This window comes from Pedobacter rhodius (assembly GCF_027213645.1).
Classification (GTDB): Bacteria; Bacteroidota; Bacteroidia; order Sphingobacteriales; family Sphingobacteriaceae; genus Pedobacter; species Pedobacter rhodius.
Map to the genome: position 1 here is coordinate 196,809 of NZ_JAPWGL010000004.1, position 26,110 is coordinate 222,918.

Annotated in this window: 23 protein-coding genes and 1 tRNA gene; 10 read left to right on the top strand and 14 right to left on the bottom strand. The window is 37.0% G+C overall.

Annotation, left to right across the window (positions count from 1 at the left end):
• Positions 1-7 precede the first annotated feature (7 nt).
• Positions 8-586, top strand: a complete 579-nt coding sequence (locus tag O0931_RS15145; protein WP_269416429.1) for a hypothetical protein — start codon at positions 8-10, stop codon at positions 584-586.
• Between the two features lie 66 nt (positions 587-652).
• Here the strand turns inward: O0931_RS15145 and O0931_RS15150 are convergent, their stop codons facing one another.
• Together O0931_RS15150 and uvrA are read right to left on the bottom strand one after the other, a co-directional pair.
• Positions 653-1,306, bottom strand: a complete 654-nt coding sequence (locus O0931_RS15150) for a LysE family transporter (protein ID WP_269416430.1) — start codon at positions 1,304-1,306, stop codon at positions 653-655.
• 8 nt (positions 1,307-1,314) lie between these two features.
• Positions 1,315-4,128, bottom strand: a complete 2,814-nt coding sequence (gene uvrA, locus O0931_RS15155) for an excinuclease ABC subunit UvrA (RefSeq protein ID WP_269416431.1) — start codon at positions 4,126-4,128, stop codon at positions 1,315-1,317.
• 261 nt (positions 4,129-4,389) lie between these two features.
• Here uvrA and O0931_RS15160 point away from each other — a divergent pair, with 261 nt between their 5' ends.
• The 7 genes from O0931_RS15160 (at position 4,390) to O0931_RS15190 (ending at position 11,034) form a co-directional block, all read left to right on the top strand.
• Positions 4,390-4,974: an RNA polymerase sigma factor gene (locus tag O0931_RS15160; RefSeq protein ID WP_269416432.1), complete on the top strand. Its 585-nt coding sequence runs from the start codon at positions 4,390-4,392 to the stop codon at positions 4,972-4,974.
• 88 nt (positions 4,975-5,062) lie between these two features.
• Positions 5,063-5,257, top strand: coding sequence for a hypothetical protein (locus tag O0931_RS15165; protein ID WP_269416433.1), 195 nt, complete (start codon positions 5,063-5,065; stop codon positions 5,255-5,257).
• 270 nt (positions 5,258-5,527) lie between these two features.
• Complete coding sequence (locus tag O0931_RS15170; RefSeq protein WP_269416434.1) at positions 5,528-6,724, top strand: MFS transporter; 1,197 nt, start codon at positions 5,528-5,530, stop codon at positions 6,722-6,724.
• 182 nt (positions 6,725-6,906) lie between these two features.
• Positions 6,907-7,572, top strand: a complete 666-nt coding sequence (nth, locus tag O0931_RS15175; RefSeq protein WP_269416435.1) for an endonuclease III — start codon at positions 6,907-6,909, stop codon at positions 7,570-7,572.
• A 271-nt stretch (positions 7,573-7,843) separates the two neighbouring features.
• Positions 7,844-8,857: a recombinase RecA gene (gene recA, locus O0931_RS15180; protein ID WP_056869925.1), complete on the top strand. Its 1,014-nt coding sequence runs from the start codon at positions 7,844-7,846 to the stop codon at positions 8,855-8,857.
• A gap of 1,051 nt (positions 8,858-9,908) precedes the next feature.
• A complete protein-coding gene (locus O0931_RS15185; protein WP_269416436.1) occupies positions 9,909-10,574 on the top strand; it encodes a hypothetical protein in 666 nt (221 codons plus the stop codon).
• Position 10,575: 1 nt separating this feature from the next.
• Positions 10,576-11,034, top strand: coding sequence for a hypothetical protein (locus tag O0931_RS15190; RefSeq protein WP_269416437.1), 459 nt, complete (start codon positions 10,576-10,578; stop codon positions 11,032-11,034).
• Positions 11,035-11,036: 2 nt separating this feature from the next.
• Here the strand turns inward: O0931_RS15190 and O0931_RS15195 are convergent, their stop codons facing one another.
• Positions 11,037-11,240 (bottom strand): hypothetical protein, encoded by a 204-nt coding sequence (locus tag O0931_RS15195; RefSeq protein WP_269416438.1) that lies wholly within the window; start codon positions 11,238-11,240, stop codon positions 11,037-11,039.
• A 228-nt stretch (positions 11,241-11,468) separates the two neighbouring features.
• The gene (gene tsaD / locus O0931_RS15200; RefSeq protein WP_269416439.1) at positions 11,469-12,470 is read right to left on the bottom strand and encodes a tRNA (adenosine(37)-N6)-threonylcarbamoyltransferase complex transferase subunit TsaD; all 1,002 of its coding nucleotides are present in this window, start codon (positions 12,468-12,470) and stop codon (positions 11,469-11,471) included.
• A 101-nt stretch (positions 12,471-12,571) separates the two neighbouring features.
• On the opposite strand from tsaD, the gene O0931_RS15205 reads away from it, so the two are divergent.
• The gene (locus O0931_RS15205) at positions 12,572-16,975 is read left to right on the top strand and encodes a translocation/assembly module TamB domain-containing protein (protein ID WP_269416440.1); all 4,404 of its coding nucleotides are present in this window, start codon (positions 12,572-12,574) and stop codon (positions 16,973-16,975) included.
• 636 nt (positions 16,976-17,611) lie between these two features.
• On the opposite strand, the gene O0931_RS15210 is transcribed toward O0931_RS15205, so the two are convergent.
• From O0931_RS15210 to O0931_RS15220, 3 genes are all read right to left on the bottom strand, one after another.
• Positions 17,612-18,823 (bottom strand): bifunctional 3,4-dihydroxy-2-butanone-4-phosphate synthase/GTP cyclohydrolase II, encoded by a 1,212-nt coding sequence (locus tag O0931_RS15210; RefSeq protein WP_269416441.1) that lies wholly within the window; start codon positions 18,821-18,823, stop codon positions 17,612-17,614.
• Positions 18,824-18,957: 134 nt separating this feature from the next.
• Complete coding sequence (locus tag O0931_RS15215) at positions 18,958-20,382, bottom strand: LptF/LptG family permease (protein ID WP_269416442.1); 1,425 nt, start codon at positions 20,380-20,382, stop codon at positions 18,958-18,960.
• A gap of 29 nt (positions 20,383-20,411) precedes the next feature.
• Positions 20,412-20,792 carry an START-like domain-containing protein gene (locus O0931_RS15220; RefSeq protein ID WP_269416443.1) on the bottom strand — a complete coding sequence of 127 codons (381 nt, stop codon included), beginning with the start codon at positions 20,790-20,792 and terminating at the stop codon, positions 20,412-20,414.
• 137 nt (positions 20,793-20,929) lie between these two features.
• Here O0931_RS15220 and O0931_RS15225 point away from each other — a divergent pair.
• Positions 20,930-21,003, top strand: a tRNA-Met gene (locus O0931_RS15225).
• Here the strand turns inward: O0931_RS15225 and O0931_RS20175 are convergent.
• The 7 genes from O0931_RS20175 to O0931_RS15255 all read right to left on the bottom strand — a co-directional run bounded on the left by O0931_RS20175 (position 20,963) and on the right by O0931_RS15255 (position 25,922).
• On the bottom strand, positions 20,963-22,576 hold the full coding sequence (locus O0931_RS20175) for a recombinase family protein (RefSeq protein ID WP_369817107.1): 1,614 nt from the start codon (positions 22,574-22,576) through the stop codon (positions 20,963-20,965). The two genes, O0931_RS15225 and O0931_RS20175, sit on opposite strands and share 41 nt — an antisense overlap.
• A 52-nt stretch (positions 22,577-22,628) precedes the next feature.
• On the bottom strand, positions 22,629-22,811 hold the full coding sequence (locus O0931_RS15230) for a hypothetical protein (protein ID WP_147273612.1): 183 nt from the start codon (positions 22,809-22,811) through the stop codon (positions 22,629-22,631).
• A gap of 184 nt (positions 22,812-22,995) precedes the next feature.
• Positions 22,996-23,670, bottom strand: a complete 675-nt coding sequence (locus O0931_RS15235; RefSeq protein ID WP_269416444.1) for a hypothetical protein — start codon at positions 23,668-23,670, stop codon at positions 22,996-22,998.
• Positions 23,667-24,491: a DNA adenine methylase gene (locus O0931_RS15240; protein WP_269416445.1), complete on the bottom strand. Its 825-nt coding sequence runs from the start codon at positions 24,489-24,491 to the stop codon at positions 23,667-23,669. The genes O0931_RS15235 and O0931_RS15240 overlap by 4 nt, the downstream gene beginning before the upstream one ends.
• A gap of 5 nt (positions 24,492-24,496) precedes the next feature.
• Complete coding sequence (locus O0931_RS15245; protein WP_056095008.1) at positions 24,497-24,697, bottom strand: hypothetical protein; 201 nt, start codon at positions 24,695-24,697, stop codon at positions 24,497-24,499.
• A gap of 23 nt (positions 24,698-24,720) precedes the next feature.
• On the bottom strand, positions 24,721-25,584 hold the full coding sequence (locus O0931_RS15250; protein WP_056095011.1) for a hypothetical protein: 864 nt from the start codon (positions 25,582-25,584) through the stop codon (positions 24,721-24,723).
• A 20-nt stretch (positions 25,585-25,604) separates the two neighbouring features.
• Positions 25,605-25,922, bottom strand: a complete 318-nt coding sequence (locus O0931_RS15255; RefSeq protein WP_056095014.1) for a hypothetical protein — start codon at positions 25,920-25,922, stop codon at positions 25,605-25,607.
• Positions 25,923-26,110: the final 188 nt, after the last annotated feature.

A 26,110-nucleotide genomic window follows, 5' to 3' on the forward strand; every position in this document is an offset into this window, starting at 1 on the left:
TTAAGTTATGTATTATTTAGTGGAACAAGGATTCAATATTTTATGGTTCCTCTTATCACCCGTAGTCGGCGAACTGCTTCTAAAATATAGTTCAAGAGAAATTGTCAAAACACTCTTAATTGCTAGTGCCTTACTATTTTTACCAATACTCATCGGATATTCTTATACATTTCCTTATTTCAATGAAATTTTGTTTTTTGCCATTTTAGCAACTTCTTACACATTTATTGTTCAAGTAATAAGTCCTCAAACAAAGATTGTCATTTTTGTGGTATCCGTATTTGGACTATTCGGCTTGGTTTGTCTATCTAAGATTGCCGGAACAATAACTGTAGAAGAAAAATGGGAATTCGAAAACTACAAAATCGAATATAAAAAAGATCAGGGTTTTTCAGGTGGCCCCTTATTTACTTACAAGTTGAGCAGATACACAAAGATTCCAATATTTATCAAAGTAATAGAAATTAAAGTAGCAGTTCCAGATACCCTGAATGGTTGCTCAATAAATTTCCCAAAGAGTAAATTGACATTTGATAAATGTGTTTACAACAACGGAGGGCCAAGGCTTATCATCGAGAATCAGTAGTAGGAACTAAAAGTTAACTGTTGAAAAAAATTCCTTAACAGATTGACCTTAAGACTACCTCAATTCCTATAGAATAATTATCAGCTGCTTCACAATTAAATAAACGGCTAAAACATATAAAAATATTGCTATCGATTTATTAATAATTAAACTACTTAGCGCAAATTTTTCCTGAATAAAAGTGGCGAAATGTGCATATACATACAATGCCAGTGCCGAACCAAATCCGGAGCCAATACTAAAAATAATTAACGACAGGTAATCTGTTTTAATCCATTCATGCAGGATAACGTAATTCCCAAAAAATAACCAGAACGGAATTTGAACAGGATTTAAAACACCAAGTATTAACCCGTATAAAACACTTCCGCTGCGTTTATCATCTTTCCTTGCACTTGTTTTAGGTGCTTTTTTACGATTTACCCAGGTTATTGTTCCCATAACAATAAACATGAGAATCATAAAGCAATCGACTAAAGTACCCAACCTTACTTCACTTACTGCGGCATTTGGGTTAATATCACTCATCGCCCAACGGGCAAAACGCATCATACCGAAAGTAAAGCAGATTTCAACGCAGGAAAAAGAAAGAATGAAATACCAAACCTGCCGCATGCCCTTATTTATAGCAAGTTGTGCAACAGTAAGATTAATATTGCCCGGAGGAATATAACCCATAGCATTCACAACAATGCCCAAGAAAAACGTTACAAAAAGCATTGCCGAAATTATGGATTTAAATTTAAATGAGATGCCAAATATTTACCTGTATAAGAACTTTTCTCTTTTACCAGATCTTCAGGTACGCCCTCAAAAACCAGTTGACCCCCACCGTCGCCACCTTCCGGACCGATATCAATTACCCAATCGGCACATTTAATCATATCCATATTGTGCTCGATAACCAAAATCGTATTACCTTGTTCTATTAAAGTGTTTAAGGCTTTAAGTAGTTTTTTGATATCATGAAAATGTAAACCTGTTGTCGGTTCATCAAAAATAAATAAGGTTTTATTGGCATTATTCCCTTTAATTAAGAAAGATGCCAGCTTAATACGCTGTGCTTCACCGCCGGATAAAGTATTAGAAGATTGACCCAAATGAACATAACCCAAACCTACATCAACAAGAGGATTTAATTTATTCAGAATCTTTTGCTCATCCTTAAAGAATTCAACCGCTTCATCAATAGTCATATCCAGAATCTCGGAAACGTTTTTCTCTTTGTAGGTCACATCTAAAACCTGTTGTTTGAAACGTTTACCACCACAAGCTTCACAAGGCAGGTAAATATCGGCCATAAATTGCATTTCAATTTTAACTTCGCCCTCCCCCTGGCAAACATCACAACGGCCACCTTCAACATTAAAAGAGAAAGCCGCCGGTTTCAAGCCTGCTGCTTTTGCGGCTGCTAAACCTGAAAACAATGCCCTGATATCATCCCAGGCTTTAACATAAGTTACCGGGTTTGAACGGCTTGAACGGCCGATTGGATTCTGATCGACCATTTCAACAGCACTAACCAGATCATAATTACCGAAAATGCCATCGTAGGTTCCGGTTTGTTCGCCTGCATAATTGCCAATGGCTTTCTGCAATGCCGGGTATAAAATCTTTTTAACCAAACTGGTTTTACCCGAACCCGAAACACCACTAACTGCAGTGAAAACACCAAGCGGGAATTTTACATCAATATTCTGAAGGTTGTTTTCTCTCGCACCTTTAATCAATACATGGTCTTTCCATTTGCGGCGCTTCTCCGGGATTGCTATTTTCTCAATTCCGGCCAGATACCGGCCTGTTAAGCTTTTTTTATCTTTAAGAATTTCCTCGTAATTACCACTAAACACGAGATTTCCGCCATGTGTTCCGGCTTCCGGACCAATATCAATAATGTAATCGGCAGCACGCATCATTTCTTCCTCATGTTCTACAACAATTACCGTATTACCCACATTTCTTAATGAAATTAAAACTTCAATAAGTTTATTCGTATCCCTGGGGTGCAAGCCAATACTCGGTTCATCTAAAACATAAATCGAACCAACCAAACTGCTACCTAAGGAGGTTGCCAGGTTAATCCTTTGTGATTCACCTCCGGATAACGTATTTGATAACCGGTTCAATGTTAAATAACCTAAGCCAACATTATTAAGGTATAGAAAACGGTTATCAATCTCCGCCAGTAAACGCTTGGCTATTTTAGTATCGTTTGCATTTAGTTTCAACTCGTTAAAGAAAACAAGTGCTTTTGATAAAGGCATCAAAACCACATCAATAATTGATTTTTCCGCAATTTTAACATACGACGCGTCTTTACGAAGACGGGAACCTTTACAATCCGGACAGGTCGTTTTTCCCCGATAACGCGACAACATTACACGATACTGAATTTTATATGTTTGCTCCTCGAGTTCTTTAAAAAAAGCATCCAATCCAGCAAAGTACTTATTGCCGGTCCATAGCAATTGCTGCTCTTTTTCTGTTAACGCACTGTAAGAACGATGAATCGGAAAATCAAATTTTGGTGCAGCTTTAATAAAATTCTGCAGCCAGACACTCATTTTTTCGCCACGCCAAGGCGCAATGGCATTATCATAAACGCTTTTACTCTTATCAGGCACCACCAAATCTTCATCAATTCCGATAACATTCCCATATCCTTCGCAACGTTTACAGGCACCATAAGGATTGTTAAAAGAGAAAAAATTCGGCGTCGGCTCTTCAAAGCGCATACCATCCAATTCAAACCTGTCGCTGAAATGTTTTGTTGTGCCTTCAGCTTCAACATAACAATCGCCTTTCCCTTCAAAAAAAGCAGTCTGAACAGAATCTGCCAACCGGCTTAACGTTTCTTCTTCCTGGTTGGTTACAATCCTGTCGATAAGAATTTGTACGGTTTTGTCATCCGTTAACTCGGCATCTTTAAAGTCGGCATCATCTAAAACGGATTCAATTTTTAAAATTTTACCAGCTATCAAAACCCTTAAAAAACCTTTCTGCAACAAGATGGCGAGTTCTTCTTTAATGGTTCTGTTATTATGCGGGTAAAGCGGGCAGAAAATTGTTACAGTTGTGTCTCCGGGTAAGGAACTCACGTAATCGACAACGGTACTTACTGAGTCTTTTTTAACTTCCTTTCCCGAAACCGGGGATATCGTTTTTCCAATCCGCGAGAAAAGCAGCTTTAAATAATCATAAATCTCTGTCGATGTACCCACGGTAGAACGCGGATTTGAGGTGATTACCTTTTGTTCAATTGCAATTGCAGGTGCAATACCTTTTATATAATCAACATCAGGCTTATTCATCCGGCCCATAAACTGCCGGGCGTATGACGATAAACTTTCTACATAACGCCGCTGTCCTTCAGCGTATAAAGTATCAAATGCGAGCGACGATTTACCCGAACCGGACATACCTGTTACCACTACTAATTTATTTTTTGGAATAGCAACATCTATATTTTTAAGGTTGTGTACACGGGCACCTTTTATAATAATATTTTTATGCGGATCTTTTTCGGCTTCTTTTTTGCTCATGAATGATTAAGAATATAATATACAACCCTTTTTACTTATCTGGGTTTTATAAACAATATACAAAAATAGGGTACTGAGGTGGTTAATTTATTTTTTAACATTTTATTTTTTGTTTTTTGATAAAAAATTAACTTTCTTTGGATATTAACAATCTCAGAACCAAACTAACACATTCAAAAAACATAGGAGAACAGCTATAGAAATTAAACTTCTACAAATTAATTTTTAGCAAATAGTACGGGATTTAGTGTAGGTAAACCTATGAATTTACAATCATATAATGATCAGGACCTGGTAAAGTTATACGTTGCCGGGAACGAGAATGGATTGCAGGAACTTTTAAGAAGACATAAAAGTAAAATTTATACTTCTATCTATTTGTTGGTTAAAGACCAATATCTGGCAGAAGATATTTTTCAGGATGCTTTTATAAAAGTAATTAATACGCTGCGATCAGGAAGATATAACGAGGAAGGTAAATTCTTACCTTGGGTAATGCGTATTGCGCATAACTTAGTTATCGATTATTTCCGAAAAGAAAAAAGGACGCCTATCATCACGAGTTCTGATGGAATGGATGTATTCAATATGCTACACTTTTATGATGAAAGTGCAGAAGAAAAAATGCTCCGCGACCAAACACATAAAGATTTAAAGGCCATGATACATTTATTGCCTGATGAGCAGAAAGAGGTACTTTTAATGCGCCACTATGCGGAGTTAAGCTTTAAAGAAATAGCCGATTTAACTGATGTGAGCATTAATACAGCTTTAGGACGTATGCGGTATGCTTTAAGCAATTTGCGCAAAATGCTTAAGACTAAAGAGATGACCTATAAAGGGTAATGAATTTGTTACAAAAAATGTTTTAGTGATTGAAATAAAGCCTCTGAACTGTCGTTAAGTTTATAAAACATTAACTTTTTAGTTGCTTATGACAAAAACCTCTACATCAAAAACAAATGTAAATTTACCTACACAAAACATGTTTCAGTCGACAACTGATAACGATTCTGACGCAGAAATTGACTTATTTTATGACCAAATCAAAAGTAAGTTAGATGGGCTGGTTAAAAATCCTTTGGACGATACAATCAACAGGATTTTAGCCTACAGCAAAACAAAGTAAATTTACACGAGCTAAAAAGCTGCTTCATAAATGAAGCAGCTTTTTTTTTGAGATGTAAAAATGTAGGCGGTTAGATGGGTCATGGTGCGGATTGCATTACATCATCAATCTTACATCATCCATTTTCCATCTTACATCAGCCATTTTACATCAGCCATTTTACATCTTCCACTATCCATCATTTTCATCTCGCTTAAAATGTCTTGAATTTTACAGTTTATTGGTTAAAAAAACTTTACCTTTGCTTAGTGTAATTTTAACACTAAGCATATGAATAAGAGCTTACTCCCGCTTACGTTAGGTGGTTTGGGCATCGGAATAACCGAATTTGTTATGATGGGCCTGCTCCCTGATATTGCAAAAGATTTAAACGTATCCATTCCACGAGCTGGTCATTTAATTTCTGCCTATGCATTAGGTGTTGTTATCGGCGCACCGCTTTTAATTATGATTGCCGGTAAATATCCACCGAAAAAAATATTAATCGCTTTGATGGTGATGTTTACGGTGTTTAATGCCTTTTCTGCCTTTGCGCCTACTTTCGATACTTTATTTATTGCCAGGTTACTTTCGGGTTTACCGCATGGTGCCTTTTTCGGGGTTGGTTCTGTGGTTGCAAGTCGAATTGCGGAAAAGGGAAAAGCTGCTCAAGCCGTTTCGTTAATGTTTATGGGTTTAACGATTGCTAATATTGTCGGTGTTCCTTTAGGCACATTTATAGGCCATAATTTTTCCTGGAGAATTTCATTTGCAGTTGTCGTTTTTGTTGGGCTGGTTACGTTATTAAGTCTTAAATTATGGTTGCCTGCTTTAGAAGCAACTAAAAATCGTGATTTAAAAGCAGAATTAAGTTTTTTCAAAAAAAGAGATGCATGGATAATTATTTTTATGATTTCGATAGGCACAGGTGGTTTATTTACCTGGTATAGCTATATCGCCCCGCTTATGACAGAAGTTGCAGGTTTTTCGCCGAATGCCGTAACCTATATATTAATGCTTGCCGGTTTAGGTATGATGGTTGGAAATTACATCGGTGGAATACTTGCTGATAAATTTTCACCCGCAAAAGCATCAGCAGCTTTATTATTGACGATGGTGGTTACTTTAACCATTGTTCATTTTACGGCTTTCAGTCAACCTTTAGCATTAATCATGACTTTTTTTACCGGCGCAGTTTCCTTTGCCTTAGCCGCACCAATACAAATGTTAATGATTCAAAGTGCCAAAGGCTCAGAAATGCTGGCTGCTTCTGCCAGTCAGGCTAGTTTTAATATTGGCAATGCTTTAGGTGCGTTTTTCGGCGGATTACCTTTGGTGTATGGTTTTGATTATACTTCACCGGCTTACGTTGGCGCGGCGATGGCTTTATTCGGGGCTTTCTTTGCTTTTTGGCTGATTAAAAGAAATGCTGCAATTCCAACTTCTGACGGAATTAAGGCGAAGGAAAAGTATGTTGTACTGCATTAATATGCAAATTTGGTCTCTTAAACGGTTTTCAATAACAACCTGAGTTTAGTTTTATTTGCCATATGCCTCTGTCGGATACAATTGGTTATCACTTTTACAGTCAGGATTTTTTATTTAACCGATTCAAACAATTAACCCGTTAACCCTTTAACGATTAACCTGTCTTTCGTTTATATTTGCTGATGCTTAAAAAAGAACGTTATAAACTTTTTGTAGAACACTTTTCTGCGAAGCAGCCTGATGCAGAAACCGAATTACATTATAATAATCCCTATCAACTTTTAGTTGCTGTAATCCTTTCTGCACAGTGTACCGATAAAAGAGTTAATCTGGTTACACCTGCCCTTTTTCAGCGTTTCCCTAATGCAAAAACACTTGCGGAAGCAACGCCCGATATTGTTTTCGATTACATCAGAAGCATTAGCTATCCGAATAACAAGGCCAAACATTTAGTTGGAATGGCAAATATTTTGGTTAATGAATTTAATGATGTGGTTCCCTCAGCTATTGATGATTTGCAGAAAATGCCCGGTGTTGGCCGTAAAACAGCAAACGTAATTGCATCAGTAATTTACAATGCGCCGGCAATGGCTGTTGATACACACGTTTTCCGTGTGGCAAACAGATTAGGTTTAACCAGTGGTAAAACGCCGCTTGCGGTAGAAAAAGATTTGGTTAAAAACCTCCCCGAGCATGATATTCATATTGCTCACCATTGGCTGATTCTTCACGGGCGATATGTTTGTGTTGCCAGAAATCCGAAATGTGCTGTTTGTGAAATTACCTATATGTGCAGGTATTTTGAACGTTTAACTGCACAAAACGAGCGGGATAAATTAAGAAGTTAACGGTTAAATGTTTAAGGTTTTGTTGGCTGGTTATCAGATACATAAATTTAGCTAAACACCGGTAAACTTGTTGTTTAACCACGAATAAAACACATACCTTGCAATCCTTGACCTTTAACTGGTAACCCAATATAAATTTATTTTCATTTTACTATTGACATTAGCCAAAAAACCATTAACTTAGCTAAATATTTTAGTATTATTACTTATAAACATAAGAATAGATTAGCCGATAATTCAATATATTTACGAAATCAAATTACAATTAAACATGGCAAGCGCAAATCCTGACAAATTAAAAGCCCTGCAGTTAACGCTGGATAAATTAGAAAAATCTTATGGTAAAGGTACCATAATGAAACTTGGCGATACCGCCATAGAACCAATTGATTTTATTTCAACAGGTTCAATCAGTTTAGATATTGCTTTAGGCATTGGCGGTATTCCAAAAGGCCGTGTAATTGAAATTTATGGCCCTGAATCCTCAGGTAAAACAACTTTAGCTACACATATTATTGCTGAAGCACAGAAAAAAGGTGGCATCGCGGCATTTATCGATGCGGAACATGCTTTTGACCAGTTTTACGCTAAAAAACTAGGCGTTGATACAGACAACCTGTTAATTTCGCAGCCGGATAACGGGGAACAGGCTTTGGAAATTGCCGACAACTTAATTCGTTCGGGCGCTATTGATGTAATTGTTATTGACTCTGTTGCTGCTTTGGTTCCTAAAAGTGAAATTGAAGGCGAAATGGGTGACAGCAAAATGGGCTTACATGCCCGTTTAATGAGTCAGGCGTTACGTAAACTAACCGGTACAATTTCAAAAACCGGATGTTGCTGTATCTTCATTAATCAATTACGTGATAAAATCGGCGTAATGTTCGGTAACCCTGAAACAACAACCGGTGGTAACGCCTTAAAATTCTATGCTTCAGTTCGTTTGGATATCCGTCGTATTTCTCAGATTAAAGATTCTGATGAGGTTTCCGGTAACCGCGTTAAAGTTAAAATCGTTAAAAATAAAGTTGCTCCACCTTTCCGCATCGCAGAGTTTGATGTGATGTTTGGAGAAGGGATTTCTAAAAATGGTGAAATTGTCGATTTAGGCGTAGATTTCGGCATCATTAAGAAAGCAGGTTCCTGGTATTCTTATGGCGATACTAAACTTGGCCAGGGAAGAGATGCGGTTAAACAACTTTTAAGTGATAACCCTGAATTGGCTGAGGAATTAGAAGTTAAAATTAAAGCTGAAGTAACCGGCGATAAATTAGAAGAAAAATAGTTTAACACTACATTTAAATAGAGCCCCAAATTGTAAGTAATTTGGGGCTTTTGCATTTTATTTTTTCATAATATATTTAAGTTATCAAATAACTTTTGAATTAATCGTCCGTCATTAGTGATAATTTCTGCGGTACCTTTTGTTTCTGCTTTAAAATCAAGTTTGGTTCCGTAATTCGTTTTTAACTGATTCGGAAAATCGACTAAAACGAGATAAGTATCAATTTCACTCTTTTTCTGTTTTCGTAGTGCTCGTTGTTAAAGAATCAGCTTAGTCTTATACACAACCACAAAGTGACTATTATCCAAATGTAGAATTGCGGTTAAAGGAATTTTAAGCAACAAATCATAAATAGTACATTTAAAAGAGCAGCTTCTTAATCCTATTTCTTCTTAAGCATGGATGATATCTTAAAAGAAACACCTTCTTTCATAATGCCATACTTATCCCATAAATGTTGTTAAGAGTCAAATCTTTCATAATGCTTGGCAATCATTTTTAAATATGCAGGACCGCTGTCCATCATGCCTAACTGTCTGTCGTTCGGAAATTATTGAAGATTTATCAAGGTGCTTATATTCCAATAGACAAATTGGAATATTTTAAAATATAGAAACGCCAAAACGATATTTTATTCACCATTTCTTCATAAAACTTTTTGAGGTTTACAGTAGAATCATCTTTTTAATAAAAATTAAATTTTAAAGACATGGGAAAAAAGAGATTAGAGTTCGAACTAATGGGGTAGATGAGTTTGGTCGATTCCAGCCTGAGCATGGAGTCAAAAATTAAAGGAGGCCTTGCCCAAGCACCAGAAAACACTATCTATAGTGGTGGAAACCTAGGTGAAAATGTGGAACCCACTACTGTCGATAGTGCAGGCGAAATAATATGGTTCTTACACCGATTTTGGTTTTTTAAGTGGGTTGGGTGGTATGAGCTATGGTACCGGATACATTGACGGTAGTAATTATTCAGGTCGCTGCTTTAGAGTGGTTTGTTATTACCCGGGAATCTGTTGGAATTCCTTAGAGAAATTAAATAGAAGTAGATGAAATTTAAAAGGATATATTTCTATGGTATAATTGCCATTGCGTTTTTACTGTATTTTGTTATTTCAATAATCAAAATATGGCATATTGATAAAAGTGTAATTTGGACAAAGAAAACAAACTTGTACGCTCAAATATTTATTAAATCAGACTTAATCAAGTCTGATTTAACATACTTTAATAAAACGAAATTACCTATTGCAACATTTAACTATGACGGGAAGTATAAGATTATTGTTAGTAGTTTTAAAATAAATCAAAAAACTAATCTGCAAGAATTAATCAGGTTAAATACTGGTCAGTCGCATCCGACTATTGGTGTTATCTATAATTCAATATTATTTTTAAATAGCTTTAACTACCAGTCAAATATTAACAGTAATCCTCAAATTTGTCAACGCCTAAACCTCTCTATTTCTGGTGACTCTTTAAAGGTAAAAGCAAAAAATAATTTTTTAAGTTATCATTTAATATTAGATAATTTATCAATCAAATTCAATAGTGAGCAAGATGTGGAACTATTTGCAAGTAGTAAAGAAAAAGCATTGAATGCACAGATATTATTTTTAAAAAGATTCGACCATCTTTATTTTATTTTAATGATCCCAAATAACAAAAAAATTAAGACGAACAACAACCTATTATTCGATCTTATAAAAAATTAACATGAAAATCATTCTGTCGAAATATTATCTATTGCTGTTTTTCCTGACATCTGTACTTGTTTCATGCACAACTAAAACAACTACAATATACACTGACAATATTAAAGATAAAAATCAAGCTGAAAGTATAGCAACTAAATTCTATGAGGCATTAAAAAAACAAGAATATGCAAATACCTTTAATCTTTTTAGCCCAAAATTCTTTCAGTTCATCAGCGAAGAAGCACTACTTAAAAATTACAATAAAATCTCGAACGAACAAGGTATTGTAACTAATACTAATTTGGCTCACTGGCATACGATTACAGTAAGTAATGACGAAAGCAAAAATGTATATACTTTAACGTTCGATGTTGAAAGAAAAATAAATAAAACGATTGAAACGCTAACTTTCTATATGGAAAATGGGAATATCAAAATTGTCAACTATGATATTAAGTTTAGTATAAACAGGCTTTAAAATCAATTCCCGTCCTGACTAAAAATTGCATTGAAATCTTTGGTTACATAAACAATAACCAGTATTGCAGCAATTAACAAAACACCTAAAATTATAACGCCCCAGCAACCCTTCATTTTATTTTTATCTTTTCTAATCAGGTAATATAAAATACCGATTAACGGAATCGCACAAACAATCCAAAATACTAATGATGCTCCTGTCATATAATTCAATTTTAGCTGGTAATTTCAAACCAACAATAAATAATTTAGCAATAAACAATAACCAGCTTTCAATTTTTAGTTGGCAGCTCAATTTTGAGTTCCACAATTCAGCGATAAAACAATTAACCAGTTTACTGTTCTCAATTATAAGTTACCAGTTAACCAAATTTTCAGCTGGCAGTTAACCATTTCAACAATTAAGCAATTTAAACAGCTAACCAACCTTATTTAAAACGCCATTCTCGCCATTGGCGAAACGTCCTGACCTGCAAAATCCTGCTTTAAATATTTCTGGTAACCAGCTATGGCGATCATACCTGCATTATCTGTACAATACTGAAAAGCCGGAATATAAACGTTCCAGCCTAACTCAACAGCAGTTTCCTGTAAGGTATTTCTTAAGCCAGAATTAGCAGATACCCCTCCGGCAATTGCTATTTCTTTTATTCCATATTGCTTTGCTGCTTTCTTCAATTTGTTTAATAAAATCTGAATGATGCTGTACTGAACTGAGGCACAAATATCATTTAAATTTTCGGCAATAAAATCAGGGTTTTCTTTTTCCTGCTTCCTGATAAAATATAAGATGGATGTTTTAAATCCACTGAAACTGAAATTCAAATCATCTATTTTCGGCTCAGCAAATTTAAAGGCATGTGGATTACCTGACTGCGCATGCTTGTCAATTAATGGTCCGCCGGGATAAGGCAATTGCAAAATTTTTGCGGTCTTATCAAAAGCTTCACCTGCCGCATCATCCAGTGTTTCACCAACGATTTCCATGTCAAAATAATCCTTAACCAGCACAATTTGTGTATGTCCGCCAGAAACGGTTAAACATAAAAACGGAAAATTCGGTTTTGGTTCATCAATAAAATGTGCCAATATGTGGGCATGCATATGATTGACAGAAATTAAAGGTATATTTAATGCCAATGCGAAAGATTTTGCAAAAGAAACACCAACCAACAATGAACCCAATAAGCCGGGTCCGCGAGTGAAAGCAACAGCACTGATGTCCTGTTTTGAAACATTTGCATTTTTTAAAGCCTGCTCAACTGCAGGCACAATATTTTGTTGATGTACCCTTGAAGCTAATTCAGGGATTACACCACCATAATTTTCATGAATTGTTTGGTTTGCAATAACATTGGCCGTAATTTTGCCGTTGTTACAGATAGCGACTGAAGTATCATCGCAAGAAGACTCGATAGCAAGTATAACAGACAAATTATTTTTATTTAAGCTGCAAAATTATTAAAAAACTATTTAAAATACTCCTTTGGGTAATCGCATCAATAATTTTGCTGCTGGCGCTTCTTATTTTTTCTTTGCAATTTAAATCGGTTCAAACCTATTTTGCTCAAAAAGCAGCGGCCTATTTATCAAAGGAACTTAAAACTACTGTTTCCATTAAGAGCTTATATATAAAGCCCTTTAAATCTGTTGTACTCGAAGATTTACTCGTTTTGGATCTCCAAAAAGATACCCTTTTAAGTACACCTTCATTTATGGTCGATATCAATCAGTTATCTATTGAAAAAAAGATAATCGATATCAATACGGTACAAATAAACAACGGAACTTTCTTCCTGAAAGACTTCAAAGATAATTCTTCTAATCTCGATTTCATTATTAATTATTTCAATTCCGGTAAGCCGAGTGTAAAAGATCCAAATAAAAAGCCTTACAAGATAGACTTAAGAAGAGCCATTATCAACAAGCTTAATTTTAAATACAAAAACTTTAAGGCAAAAGATTTAACGCAAGGTAAAAGCGTAAATTTCGATAACGTAGATGTAAAAGAATTAAGTGTTATTTTAGAAGGTTTTGACATTAAAAACCATCTTTTAAAAACCAATATTAAAAACCTCACCTTAAAAGAAAAAAGCGGCTTTTATTTAAAAAACCTTTCGGCTCAAACCACTGTAGACTCGAATGCAATAGAACTCAAAGACTTATTATTGGTAACCAATCAAAGCCGGTTAACGAATTACTTTCAAATGAAGTTTAAAACCTTCAGAGATTTTAACCATTACATTGATAATGTGCGGATGAAAGCGGTTTTCAAAGACAGCCACATCACTTCGAAAGATGTTGCATTTTTTGCGCCTGAAATGAACAGGATGAAACTTGATGTAGATGTTGATGGCCAGATTACAGGCCTGGTAAACAACCTTAAAGCCAAAAAACTTTCTATTAAATCAGGAAAAGCTACTTATATAAAAGGTGATTTCATTATTAAAGGTTTACCCAATTGGGATGAAACTTTTATGGATTTGAACATTGAGCTGGCAGGAACAAATAAAACAGATTTAGATGAAGTGCTTGCCGGGATTACGGGTAAAAATAAAAAACTGGTTCCTTCAATTGTAAATAAATTTGGAAACATAAACTTCAACGGAAGCTTTACAGGTTTTCAAAATGATTTTATTGCTTACGGGGAATTTAAAACCAAAATCGGTAGAATTGTTTCTGATGTTAACATGAAAATCGACAAAAACGATGTTCCATCTTACTCGGGCAATGTTAAAACGTATGATTTCAATATAGGCAACCTCCTTAACGAAAAAAGTTTAGGCAAAATCACTTCATCCCTATATGTTAAAGGCAGAGGAACAGAACTTCAGCACTTAACAGAAAAATTAAACGGCAACATTGAATACATCGATTTTAACAACTACAGGTACCGGAATGTTAAGGTAGACGGAACTTTCGATAAAAAATATTTTGATGGCAAACTAAGCATCAATGACAAAAACATTAAGCTTATTTTTGATGGAGGGGTAAACTTAAATCCAAAACTACCGGTATTTAATTTTAATGCAACGATATCAGGCGCAAAACTGAAGGCATTACACCTGCTCAAAGATTCCTTAAGGGTTGATGCTAAATTTACAACAAACTTCTCCGGCACAAACCTGAATAATATTGAAGGAAAGCTACGCATACAGGAAATTACTTTAAAAAATCCAAAAGGAACTTACAGCATTGATTCGGTAGAACTTACAGCAAATGGAACCGGTGTGGCAAGAAACCTGACCATTAAATCTGATATCCTTGATGCAAGTGTTAACGGTGAGTACGATCTGAATTCCATCGGCTCCTATTATAAAGCCATTGCTAAAACCTATGTTCCATCTTTCCAGACGAAGATTATTAAATATAACGAACAGATTTTTCAGTTCACTTTAAAGATTAAGAAATTCGAAGCATTGGCACAGCTGATTTCTCCCGGATTAGAACTGGCTGAAGGTGCAAACTTTATAGGCAATTTCGATTCACGAAACAATACCGCAACGCTTAATGGTTTTGTCAAAAACTTAAAATATCAAGGCATTGTCGTAAACAATATCATTGTTGATGAAAACACAACACCGCAGCAATTACAACTCAACATCACATCAGACCGGGTTCAGATAAATGATAGCTTATTTATCAAGGATGTGAACATTTCAAATATTTTAAGGAATGATAGCCTGGCGTTCAACGTAAAGATGTCGAGCGCAATGGAAGACAATCAACTGGATTTAAACGGATTGGTTGAATTTACCAAGAATCAGGATACCGCGGCCAGACTGAGTGTTTTACCATCGATTTTAAAGATTAACAATGAAGAATGGCGCATCCAGGAAAAGGTCCGTATCGTTTTAAACAATGGTAAAACAGAAATAAAGAACTTCGATTTAACTAACGGGAATCAACAGATTACGGTAGATGGTTTAATATCCGATGATCCCAAAGATTTACTTCAGGTTGGTTTTAAAGATTTCAACCTTAAAACAATTAATCCTTTTACTAAAGGGTTTGGCGTTAAACTGGGTGGTCTTGTTAATGGTAAAACAGATTTATATGGCATTTTAAAAGGGCCGAGAATTACAGACGATGTTAAGATTGACTCTTTAAATTTTAATGATATCTACATCGGCACACTAACAGACACTTCTTCTTTCAACAGCGATAAAAACAATATTAATGTTTACACCAGAATTATGGCTGATGATACGGAAACCTTTAAATTATCGGGGAATTTAGACCTCAAAGAAAAAGACATCGATTTAAAAGTTAAAATGGATGAAAGTAAATTAACCATTTTTGAACCTTTTGTTAAAACATTGGTATCTAATTTAAAAGGAAATATTTCTTCAGATTTAACGGTAAAAGGAAAGTTGGATAATCCAAAGATTAATGGAACGTTGTCTTTTGATAAGGGACAGCTTATGGTTAATTACCTTAAAACAACCTATACCATCAGTGACGAAGTTCAGGTAGAAAATAGTGTGATTAACCTGGATAATTTTAAACTTTCAGATCTTGAAGGTCATGAAGCAACCGCGAATGGTTCGGTAGATTTAAATGATATTAACGACCCTACGCTGAAAGTAAAGTTAAATGCCCAGAATTTCATGGCACTTAACACCACATCGAAAGATAATTCCGTTTATTTCGGAAAAGCTTATGGTACTGGTGTTTTCAATTTTACCGGCCCAACCAGTAAAATGAAGATTGATATTAAGGCAAAAACGGAAAAAGGAACAGTATTTAACCTGCCTCTGAATAGTTCTGAAACGGTATCGGATAAAGATTTTATCAATTTTATAAGTAGAGATTCGGCAAAGGTTGTAAAGAAAACAACAAACTTCGAAGGCTTGACCTTAACCTTTAAATTAACCATAGATCCAAATACCACGGCAAATATTTATACCACACTTGGTAATTTAAGCGGAAAAGGTAATGCAGAATTAAACCTGAATATTAACAGTTTAGGCGATTTTGAAATGTCTGGCGATTATATTATCGAGAGCGGTAGCTTTGATTTTACTGCACAGGAAGTTATCAATAAAAAATTCGAGATAAGGCAAGGTGGAACCATCAGGTGGACTGGTAATCCAACTGCTGCTCAAATAAACTTAAAAGCCGTTTATGCATTGAGAGCCAGTTTAAATGAATTATTTAAAGCCGCTAACCGCGATGCGAGTGCTAATGCGAATCAAAGGGTAAACACTGAGGTAGAAATGGGTTTAACAGGTTTGCTATTACAACCGGATATTAAATTAGACATTAATTTCCCGTCTAACCCGGCCATTAAAGAAGAATTGCAAACGTATTTTAGTGATGAAAGTAACCGGAATTTACAGGCATTCAGCTTAATTATAAGAAGAAGTTTTGCACCTGGTAACGGTGGTGAATCAATCGGTAAACAATTGGGTTCGAGCGTATCAAGTACAGCTACAGAGCTGGTATTCAATCAGTTTAACAATGTACTTTCCTCCTTAAACCTCAACTTTGTAGATTTAAACGTGAAATCTCTAAGTGAAGCCAATGCCTCATTTAAGTTCTTTAACGACCGTTTAATTATAAATGCGGGTATTGTCGACAGAAATAGTGTAAATGATTTTACCGTAATCGATTTTTCTAAAAATAATGTCGGCAGTGAGGTTGAGGCCTTATTTCTAATCAGAAAAGACGGAAGTTTAACCGGGAAATTAGCCAATAAACCACCTACTCAACAAAGCATCTTTCTAAACAGTGGTATAAGCGCAACAGCCAATGTTACTTCTATCGGGCTGGTTTATACCCAGCAGTTCGATACGTTTAAAGAATTTTTACAGAAACTTACCGGGGCTTACAGAAGAAATCTGAGGAAGAAACAAGCGGAACAACCCGTTAAAACAAACAAATCGATAAGTAAAGAAGCGATTATCAACGACAGAAAGAATAACCCTAAGAGGTAGTTTTCAGTTCAATTCGTCATTCTATAACTATCTGATACGAGGAGGAACGACGAAGCAATCTATCCTATAAAGTATCTTACGAAAAAGATTCCTCCGCTACGGTCGGAATGACGACGAGCTGATTGGCTTTCTGTTAGCAGTTGCTTCATGCAATCGCCACGTAGTCATTTCTATAACTATCGGATACGAGAAGGAATGACGAAGCAATCTACCCCATAAAGTATCTTACGAAAAAGATTCTTCCGCTACGGTCGGAATGACGACGAGCTGATTGGTTTTCTGTTAGCAGTTTGCTTCATGCAATCGCCAAGTAGTCATTTCTATAACTATCGGATACGAGAAGGAATGACGAAGCAATCTAACCCATAAAGTATCTTACGAAAAAGATTCTTACGCTACGGTCGGAATGACGGCGAGCTGAATGGTTTTCGGTCAGCAGTTCGCTTCATGTAATCGCCAAATAGTAATCCTGTAGCTATCGGATGCGAGGAGGGTGACAAAGCAATCTGTCATGCAAAAAAGATTGCTTCGTTGGCTGAAAAAGCCGCCTCGCAATGACGACTAATTGGACAGTTTCGGTTAACAGTTTAAGGTTTTGAAGTTAACATAATTGAAAACTGCCCATTGCTAACTGATCTATCCCTTCATAATGGAGTGACCCATTTTATCTCTTTTAGTTTTCAGGTAACGTTCGTTATGAACATTACTTTCAATTTCAATCGGAATGTTTTCTACGATTTCTAAACCATACCCGATTAAACCGGCACGTTTAGTGGGGTTATTGCTCATCAGGCGCATTTTAGTAACACCCTGCGATCTTAAAATCTGCGCACCAACACCATAATCACGTTCATCACCTTTAAAGCCTAATTTAATATTGGCTTCAACCGTATCAAAACCGGCATCCTGTAAGTTATAAGAGCGAAGTTTATTGATGAGACCGATTCCCCGGCCTTCCTGATTCATATAAACCACAACACCTTTACCCTCTTTCTCAATCATTTCTAACGCCTTATGCAACTGAGGACCACAATCGCATCTGCAGGAACCGAAGATATCGCCGGTTACGCAAGAGCTGTGTACGCGGGCAAGAATGGGTTCGCCCTCTTTCCATGTTCCTTTAGATATGGCAAGGTGTGTTGCGTTATTATCAAGCTGCGTATAGGCCGTCATTTTAAAATCGCCCCAGGCCGTCGGTAAATCTATGGTTACTTCCGATTTAACCAAACTATCGATACCTAAGCGGTAGGAAATTAAATCTTCAATCGAAATAATTTTTAACTGATGTTGTTCGGCAATTTTAAACAAATCGGGTAAGCGGGCCATTTCGCCGTCCTCCTTCAAAATTTCAACCAGCAAACCCGCAGGTTTCATACCGGCTAATCTGGCTAAATCTACAGCAGCTTCTGTATGTCCGGCTCTTCTGATTACACCGCCATCTTTTGCCCTTAACGGAAAAATATGTCCCGGGCGGCCTAATTCATCAGGATTGGTATTTGGATTTACTAAAGCCAACATGGTTTTCGAACGGTCGCTTGCAGAAATACCTGTGGTACAACCATGCCCCACTAAATCAACTGACACCGTAAAGTTAGTTTCATAGGCTGCTGTATTTTTGCCCACCATTAAATTCAGGTTAAGCTCATCGCAGCGCTCTTCAGTTAAAGGCGCACAAATTAAGCCACGGCCATAAGTTGCCATGAAATTAATGACTTCCGGCGTTGCATTCTCAGCAGCTGTTAAAAAATCGCCTTCATTCTCCCTGTCTTCATCGTCTACAACAATAATAACTTTACCGGCTTTGATATCCTCAATAGCCTCTTGTATGGTGTTTAATTTTGTTTGCATTTTGTAATTACAATAATCAATAATGGCAGCAGTTTTTTAACAAATTGCCAGCCATTCATTAATACAAAGGTACAATCTTATTAAGCAATATGTTTTATGGATATATCATTTAGAAGTAAAGGAAAACCCCAGGGTTAACGTTGCTTCAACTTGAAAAGTTTGACAAAAAACTGCTTATACTGGTTGATATCGAACAAAGCCGAATCTGCCGTTGCTTTATAGGTAAGGAATACCGCTAAGGGTGTTAGAATGATAAAGGCAATCCACATCCCGAAAACAGGATTAATAGAACCTTCCCGGGCAGATTTTTCAGCTACCGTAGTTACAATATGGTAGACCAGAAAGAAGGAAATTGCAATAACAACAGGTAAACCCATACCGCCTTTTCTTATAATGGCACCCAGCGGTGCACCGATAAAAAAAAGCAAAACGCATGATGCCGCGAGCGTAAATTTCCGCTGATATTCTACACTTGTAAAAATAATTTCTCCTTTTAAATCCTCATCCCGTGGAACGCTGTTTGCCAGACTTTGCGTAATTACCGTTATGGTATTGGATGCACTCTGAATACTGGATAACCTCGATCCGTTTGGAATACTCTTTAGAATATTGTCATCAATTTTTTTTGGTGCTACCTTAAGCTTCGAATACCCTATGGCGATATTATTTTGCTTAAAGTTATTACCTAAACTTCTGCCCGTATTTCGGTATAGGGTATCCATTTGTTTGGAAAGCGAATCGCGTTTCCTCACAATTCCCTTTAAATTGAGCATTACTGTACTATTGCCAAAAGCGCCCTGATCGGTTTTTTGCATATCAAAAGATTCCATGCTGAACTTTGGCTCGGTTTCTTTAAACCTGCTCCGCGACAGGATTTGCCTTGGATTATACACGCCGCTACTACTCGATTGTTCTTCGTAGGTTACGCCATTTTTAAGGTTAAAAATTAAAAACTTGCCATCTTCAGATTTTTTCATCTCCCCCTCTTTGGCCATAATCACTTTCGGAATCCCGTTCGTTCCTTTATGGTCGTAAATCATGATGCCAAACATTTTACCATCTTCATCCTTACTATCTACCCGAATGGAATAATCGGGAATACTGTTGTTAAAAACGCCCGGCTTAATTAAGAATGCGAGTTTTTTATTTCGCACGTCATACATTAAGGAATAAAATTTAAGATTTGCCTTGGGCAGGATGTAATTGGAAAATACAAATGAGCTAACGGTAAGACAAAGAATTAAAACCACTAAAGGCTGCATGGCTTTCTGAAGTGAAATACCGGCCGATTTTATCGCCACAAGTTCATAATTTTCACCCAGCGTACCAAAAGTCATGATGGAGGAAAGCAGCACGGAAAGCGGTAAGGCCATGGATATCTGCACCATAGACTGATAGTACATTAATTCGAGTATGGTATACCATTCGAAGCCCTTACCAATTAAATCATCTACGTATTTAAAGAGGAAAAACATTAACAGGATAAACATTACCACAAAAAACGTGGCAATAAATGGCCTGATGAATGTTTTTATTATGAGCAGATGTATCTTTTTCACCTTACAAAGGTAAACAAAGCATAGAAATATTACGCACCTAAAACACTTATCAGATAATCGATCTGGTTATCCCAGATTAATTTTTTCTCGGCAAGTAGTTCTTCTGTGGAGAAATCGGTTATGGCCAGTGCAACATCATTGGTTAGCTCATCCTGCACAATTTCCATCTCGAAATAGCATTGCGGTTCATCATCAAGCCATTTAAACTTAACCAGTTTATTTTCTTTTATTGAAACAAGCTTTGCTTTTTGTTCTTCATCATCCCAGGTAAAAGTGTAAACCTGATCGCGAAAATTCACATCATCAGCAAACCATTGCGATAAGCCATTTGGCTCACTTATAAAACTATACAATATTCGTGGTGACGATTTAACCTCGTACTCAAGCGTAAATTTTTTCTTATCTGCCATGTTAATTCATTACCAGAATAAAATTCCGGACTACTTTTTTTATTTTATTTTTCTAAAGAAAGGTAATTTATTCTATATTTGCAACTCCAAAAAATAACCACCTAAATATTTGATAATATAAGCAAATATTTTTACCCGGCGGGGTAGCTCAGATGGTTAGAGCGCAGGATTCATAACCCTGAGGTCGGCAGTTCGATCCTGCTCCCCGCTACCGAATCGGCAAAAGAGGCATAATCCAGAGATAATTCTGGTATGCCTCTTTTCTTTTTACTGATAAGTTGCTGAAAATAAGCTATATACAAAAACACTAAATTTATTTCAGTGGTTCGAACTTTATCATTTTTCTTATCATAACTCATACCACTAGGGAACAGTAATGTTTGGAGTTGTTGCTTAGTATGGTAATCACCAGAAAGCCAGTTTAAAGGTAGCTGAGTGGCATATTCTATAGCCAACCTAACGCATTTTAAAAGGTTCGAACTTTTATTAGACAGGATGAGCAAATTCCGCTCAATTTCTCTTTTTTCGTCCGAATATTTCTCATGGTACTTTGTGTAAAGTTCCTGACTTATATCTTCTTCAATATATCTTTCCTCTAATCGCTCCACCTTCTTCTTCACTTCTCTGTGGCTGTTCTCCAACTCTAAAAGATCCGCTTGCTTATTTTGAGTCAACTGGTTAAATGTTGCAGCAACCTGCTCAACCAATAGTTCTATATATTCCTTGGCAATGTCAATTTTAAAGAAATCAAGTATGTCTGCAAATCTGGAATTAAGAGAATCAGCATTTTTGTTATTACAGCAAGCTTTGGTTTTGCATTTATAATAATGTATATTCTTTTTGCGTGCGAGGTAGCCACTCAACGGCTTCCCGCATTCGGCACATACCATAAAGCGCTTCAAAGGAATGTGCACATTTTCTTCATTTAGTGAAAAACCATGGGGAATCTTATCTAGCATACCGTTAACCTTTAAGAAAAGTTCCCTGCTAATTAATTTCTCGTGATTGCCCACAACCACTTGTCCCTCCAACATATTGTGCACCATCAAGCCACAATAGAATGGATTTCTAAAGATTTCTGAGATACGCTGATGAATCAATTTTAGTCCTTTAGCCGCCAGCCTATCGCGAATTACCTCATTTGACACATTTTCATAAGCTTTCCATTCAAAGGCCTGACGAATGAGCCTTCCCTTCCCATTTATAACAATCTGCCTTTTGTTCTTCGATCTGTCAATCTCAAATCCTAAAGGGGGATTAGTCGGCCAATCACCACGCAGTAACATCTCTTTTATACCAGCACTACATTTTTGCTTTCTCAATTGATTGTCAAACTCGCCAAACAGGAACAACAACTTTTGTTGCATCTGACCCGAAGCACTCGAGGTATCAATAGGTTGTGTTACGGAAATTATTTCTATACCTAAGCGCCTCAATTCTCCGCTAAGCCAGATTGAGTTGTCATTTCTTGAAAACCTCTCCAGACTATACACTAAGATAGAAGATATTTTTCCTTTGAATTTTTTCACGAAAGAAAGCATGGCGGTAAATTGCTTTCTCTCATCGTTCTCAGCGCTTTCGTAGGTTCCCCCAAACTGAGCGGCAATATTAAACCCAAATTTCTCTGCGTATAGCATACATGCCTTCAATTGGGTTCCCAGGCTTAAATTATCAGCCTGCTCTTTACTACTAACCCTTGTATAGATAACGCATTCCAAGCTTTTGGAAACTTTTTTATTTTGTTTCCCTTTTGCAAATGAGTCGAAAAAAAAGATGTCTGACATAAATAATACTTCTTTTTATTACACTATAAGATACTAATAATCAATTAATTTATCAAGTTTTTTGATCCTTTTTTTCACTTGCATTAAAAATGATTATAGACATTTTTTTGATAGTAAGGATCACATCCTTAGCCTGCTGCTCGGTAAAATGTGAAAACATTTGCTTTGAAAGCACCTCTTCGATCGTTAGATCATGCTGGCGCACAATAGTTTCTATATTTAAATCAAACTCCATATCCATGACGTTTATTTTGAGTAACAAATATTTTTCGAACGGTATTCTGAAGAATAACAGGATTGGATAATCACATTTAATTACGCTCCTGTTAGAAATAGATGCAAATAGGCATAACCTGGGGTGCATCTATCATTAATGTACTCGCATTTTGAGATGAGCACATGAGTCTCCTGTTAATAATTTATCTTTGCAAATCTGAATGATCTATTGCCAAAGATTCAATTACGCCATCGCGGATTACCTCAAATCCCGCTACACTATCTGTATTGTATATCGCGACTGTTTTTGGTGGCCAAAGTTTCGGGTCGTTTGTTTTATCCCAGTCAATCCCAATGCCTGATGGATAATAATCCCAGTTTTCCCAGGCTCTCTCTTTAATTAAACGTCCGTCGTAACCCAGTACCCTTGTAAGATATTCATTACGGTTACCTTCCCAGTCCATCCCATAGCAGAGCAGATCAGCAACCTTGTAAAAATCAGAGAGCTGGTCATCGTGCCAGTGATTTAGGTATCGCTCGGAAACTCCTGCGCACAGCAAAATACTCCGGACGCGAGATGCGTCCAGAGCTTTGTCAGCATCCAAAATGCTGGCATCCTTGCTGAGTGTTATCTTATAGATTTTGGCATATCCAAGATTATCAAACCCCGATTCACCTTTCAATCTTGACTTCTGGAGTACGAGATGGCTAAAAAGGCAGGCGGCGTCCTCACTTATTGAAGTATAAAATGCATTTCCGAGAGTGAGAGCGTTCCAGCCAACTCCTTTACCGGACTGGATGTTTATTTTCCCACCGTCCAGTCCAAGCGAACCATGATAAAGTGCCAGCAATTCTGGGTTTATTTCCTTTACTTTCAAACTCCAAATTCCGTCTTTAGGTCTATCGGGTAGTTAGCTGTTAGCACCTCCGTCTTGCTTTTCTGCTTTCCTCCCTTTGCATTAACGGAGACCTGTTGCTTTACCGACCATTGATGCCAGCCATGTTCTTTGGCATATTTTTCCAATAGTGGAGATGGGTAGGAAGAGAGCAAAAACTTACCTTTTATTCCGGCCAGTAAAAAAAGAAGGGCTTCAAAATCCCCTTCAGAATAACCATCATAGTGACCACAGTCAGAGTTGTAGTAGGGCGGATCACAGTAAAAGAAACTATCTGAGGTATCGCGGCTTGCGATGATGTAGAGCGCATCTGCGCATTCTATCTGGCAGTTCTGGAGCCTGATAGCCATTTCCTCAACAAATCCTTCTTTCTTGGAATTTATTTTTTTTGTGGTGGTATTACCTGATTTATCATATCCCCAGCTGCTGTCAAGCTGCGAAGAAAAGCTCTGTGATGAAGTCAGCCAGACTGCCCATGCCCTTTTTATCTCCGAAAACATATCCGGATTGTTATAGATCACCGAAGCCTTTCTGTGCAGATCCCTGGAATGAAGAGAGATCCTGATCTCCTTTTCAAGTGAAGTAAAATCCTCCTTCGCTACCCTATAAAAATTCATCAGTTCTTTATTGGTATCATTAATTACCTCAACCTTTGATTGTTCTTTAGCAAAGAATACCGCCGCGCCACCAATAAAAGGCTCACAATAAAGCACATGTGGCGGAATTACCGAAACAATGCGTTTGGCTAATTTTTGTTTACCCCCATAATAGCTTATGGGGGTTCTTAATTTTAGTTTGGTCATAAATTCTAATACAAGTCGTCAATGCTTAAATCAACTTTTTCACCCTCAATCATTACCGACACCCTGCACTTGATATCGGGCGTGGCCATACTTTCTACCTGAAAGCGCTTGCCGTTTAAGTTATATAGCAGGTGATCTTCCTTAAGATCAAGGGTAACCCATCCGCTTGCGCGGATGCGGTCTATCTTAGCTAAAAGCTTTCTCATTTTTTCTTTGCTGTTACAAAAGATTATCTTCCTATTTCCTCGCTTTGGGAGGTATCACCATCCCGCTGGTTTTCCCATGGAAACCGCTCTTCTGTATTGCTGGCATCGATTTCGCTTTTTTGGGAAGTTCTTTGCTCAGCCGAGGCCGTGCTTTCTTTTTGCTCTTCTTTTTTAGGAAAGATTTCATCCTGGCGGATAATGGCCATGTTCTTATCATAAACATCAAGTCCCTTAAACTGGGGATTCGCGGTTACCATTACAGCAACGGCTTTCTTACCCACCATCATCTCGGCCGGTGCCAGATGGCCACTTCTCAGCATTTTCATCATACCATCCTTTCCAAGTTCAGTAAGACCCTTGAACGGATATTTGTCTATGGCATCAGATAGCTCAAACTTGAATTCGGGGTAGAATTTTTTCAGGGGATGATTCCCGTAGGCATCCTGAACATCAAGGTTGAGCTTAAACCAAACCTTTTTCTTTTCCGAACCCTCACTGTTTTCCAATTTGGTGTAAACATCCCGTTCAAGTGAGTTCCCAGAGAGTAGTTTATAGGCCTGTAGCACCGTAATCCGGTTGTCCCTTTCCAGATCAAAGATTTGTCTGATAGGCAAGGCACTTCCGGCCTTATTCAGAGTTACCTCATAATCGTTCAGAAAATACATATCGCTCTGCTTGGAGCGGTTGAAATTCAGCATGAACCTGACCTGATCGGAACCAATTGCAGGATTCTTTTTGGCGTTGGCAGATGTGTAGCTTTGCGTAACTCCGAGGGTAAAAGCAGGGAGTTCCCTGGAAATTGCTGATTCAAGAACATCGTTAAGTTTTGTTCCAAAGCCCAGATAATCCAGGCTCTTTTTTAGATAATCCAAATTTTGTTCATTCATAAGAATATATTATTAATTAATTAAAATAGGCTAAGCTGTCGCTCAGGCTGGGGAGGGCTATAGCCATTTTCCCGGGCGAGGTGTTCGCCAAGGGAGATTGCCAGTTCCTCGATGGACGCATATCCGCAATCCTTTAAAAAAGCAGAAAAGAGAAAATGTGACCGGTAGCCTGTACCGGATATAATATTGGAATCTGAGCGAAACTCCAGGTGTACAACGGTTGGCTCTTTTTCATCATTTCTTTTGCTGGGCCAGTTGTACACATAATTGACATTGACATCGAATCCAAATACCCGGATATCGAGACTTATATCCTGTTTGAAAATTTCTGGAATCATGGGAATGGATTTTACCGGATTTGCAAAGGCCTTAGATTAGTCCTAAATCCGGTGATCTTACAAAACCTATTAAGTGAAAAGAGTGATTCCGCACATGAAAATTCGCATGACTTAAAAGTGAAAATCACATGATGGGATAAAACCAGAAAAGTTGCGTCAAATCCTTTCAGCCATAGCGAAATCTTACA

Coding starts and splice junctions, on each gene's coding strand:
- O0931_RS15210 (WP_269416441.1), bottom strand. CDS start 18,823: ATGCAAACAAAATTAAACACCATACAAGAGGCTATTGAGGATATCAAA.
- O0931_RS15165 (WP_269416433.1), top strand. CDS start 5,063: ATGACAAAAACCTCTACATCAAAAACAAATGTAAATTTACCTACACAA.
- O0931_RS15145 (WP_269416429.1), top strand. CDS start 8: ATGTATTATTTAGTGGAACAAGGATTCAATATTTTATGGTTCCTCTTA.
- O0931_RS15190 (WP_269416437.1), top strand. CDS start 10,576: ATGAAAATCATTCTGTCGAAATATTATCTATTGCTGTTTTTCCTGACA.
- O0931_RS20175 (WP_369817107.1), bottom strand. CDS start 22,576: ATGTCAGACATCTTTTTTTTCGACTCATTTGCAAAAGGGAAACAAAAT.
- O0931_RS15185 (WP_269416436.1), top strand. CDS start 9,909: ATGAAATTTAAAAGGATATATTTCTATGGTATAATTGCCATTGCGTTT.
- O0931_RS15150 (WP_269416430.1), bottom strand. CDS start 1,306: ATGCTTTTTGTAACGTTTTTCTTGGGCATTGTTGTGAATGCTATGGGT.
- O0931_RS15195 (WP_269416438.1), bottom strand. CDS start 11,240: ATGACAGGAGCATCATTAGTATTTTGGATTGTTTGTGCGATTCCGTTA.
- O0931_RS15230 (WP_147273612.1), bottom strand. CDS start 22,811: ATGGAGTTTGATTTAAATATAGAAACTATTGTGCGCCAGCATGATCTA.
- O0931_RS15160 (WP_269416432.1), top strand. CDS start 4,390: ATGAATTTACAATCATATAATGATCAGGACCTGGTAAAGTTATACGTT.
- O0931_RS15220 (WP_269416443.1), bottom strand. CDS start 20,792: ATGGCAGATAAGAAAAAATTTACGCTTGAGTACGAGGTTAAATCGTCA.
- O0931_RS15250 (WP_056095011.1), bottom strand. CDS start 25,584: ATGAATGAACAAAATTTGGATTATCTAAAAAAGAGCCTGGATTATCTG.
- O0931_RS15245 (WP_056095008.1), bottom strand. CDS start 24,697: ATGAGAAAGCTTTTAGCTAAGATAGACCGCATCCGCGCAAGCGGATGG.
- recA (WP_056869925.1), top strand. CDS start 7,844: ATGGCAAGCGCAAATCCTGACAAATTAAAAGCCCTGCAGTTAACGCTG.
- nth (WP_269416435.1), top strand. CDS start 6,907: ATGCTTAAAAAAGAACGTTATAAACTTTTTGTAGAACACTTTTCTGCG.
- O0931_RS15255 (WP_056095014.1), bottom strand. CDS start 25,922: ATGATTCCAGAAATTTTCAAACAGGATATAAGTCTCGATATCCGGGTA.
- O0931_RS15240 (WP_269416445.1), bottom strand. CDS start 24,491: ATGACCAAACTAAAATTAAGAACCCCCATAAGCTATTATGGGGGTAAA.
- uvrA (WP_269416431.1), bottom strand. CDS start 4,128: ATGAGCAAAAAAGAAGCCGAAAAAGATCCGCATAAAAATATTATTATA.
- O0931_RS15170 (WP_269416434.1), top strand. CDS start 5,528: ATGAATAAGAGCTTACTCCCGCTTACGTTAGGTGGTTTGGGCATCGGA.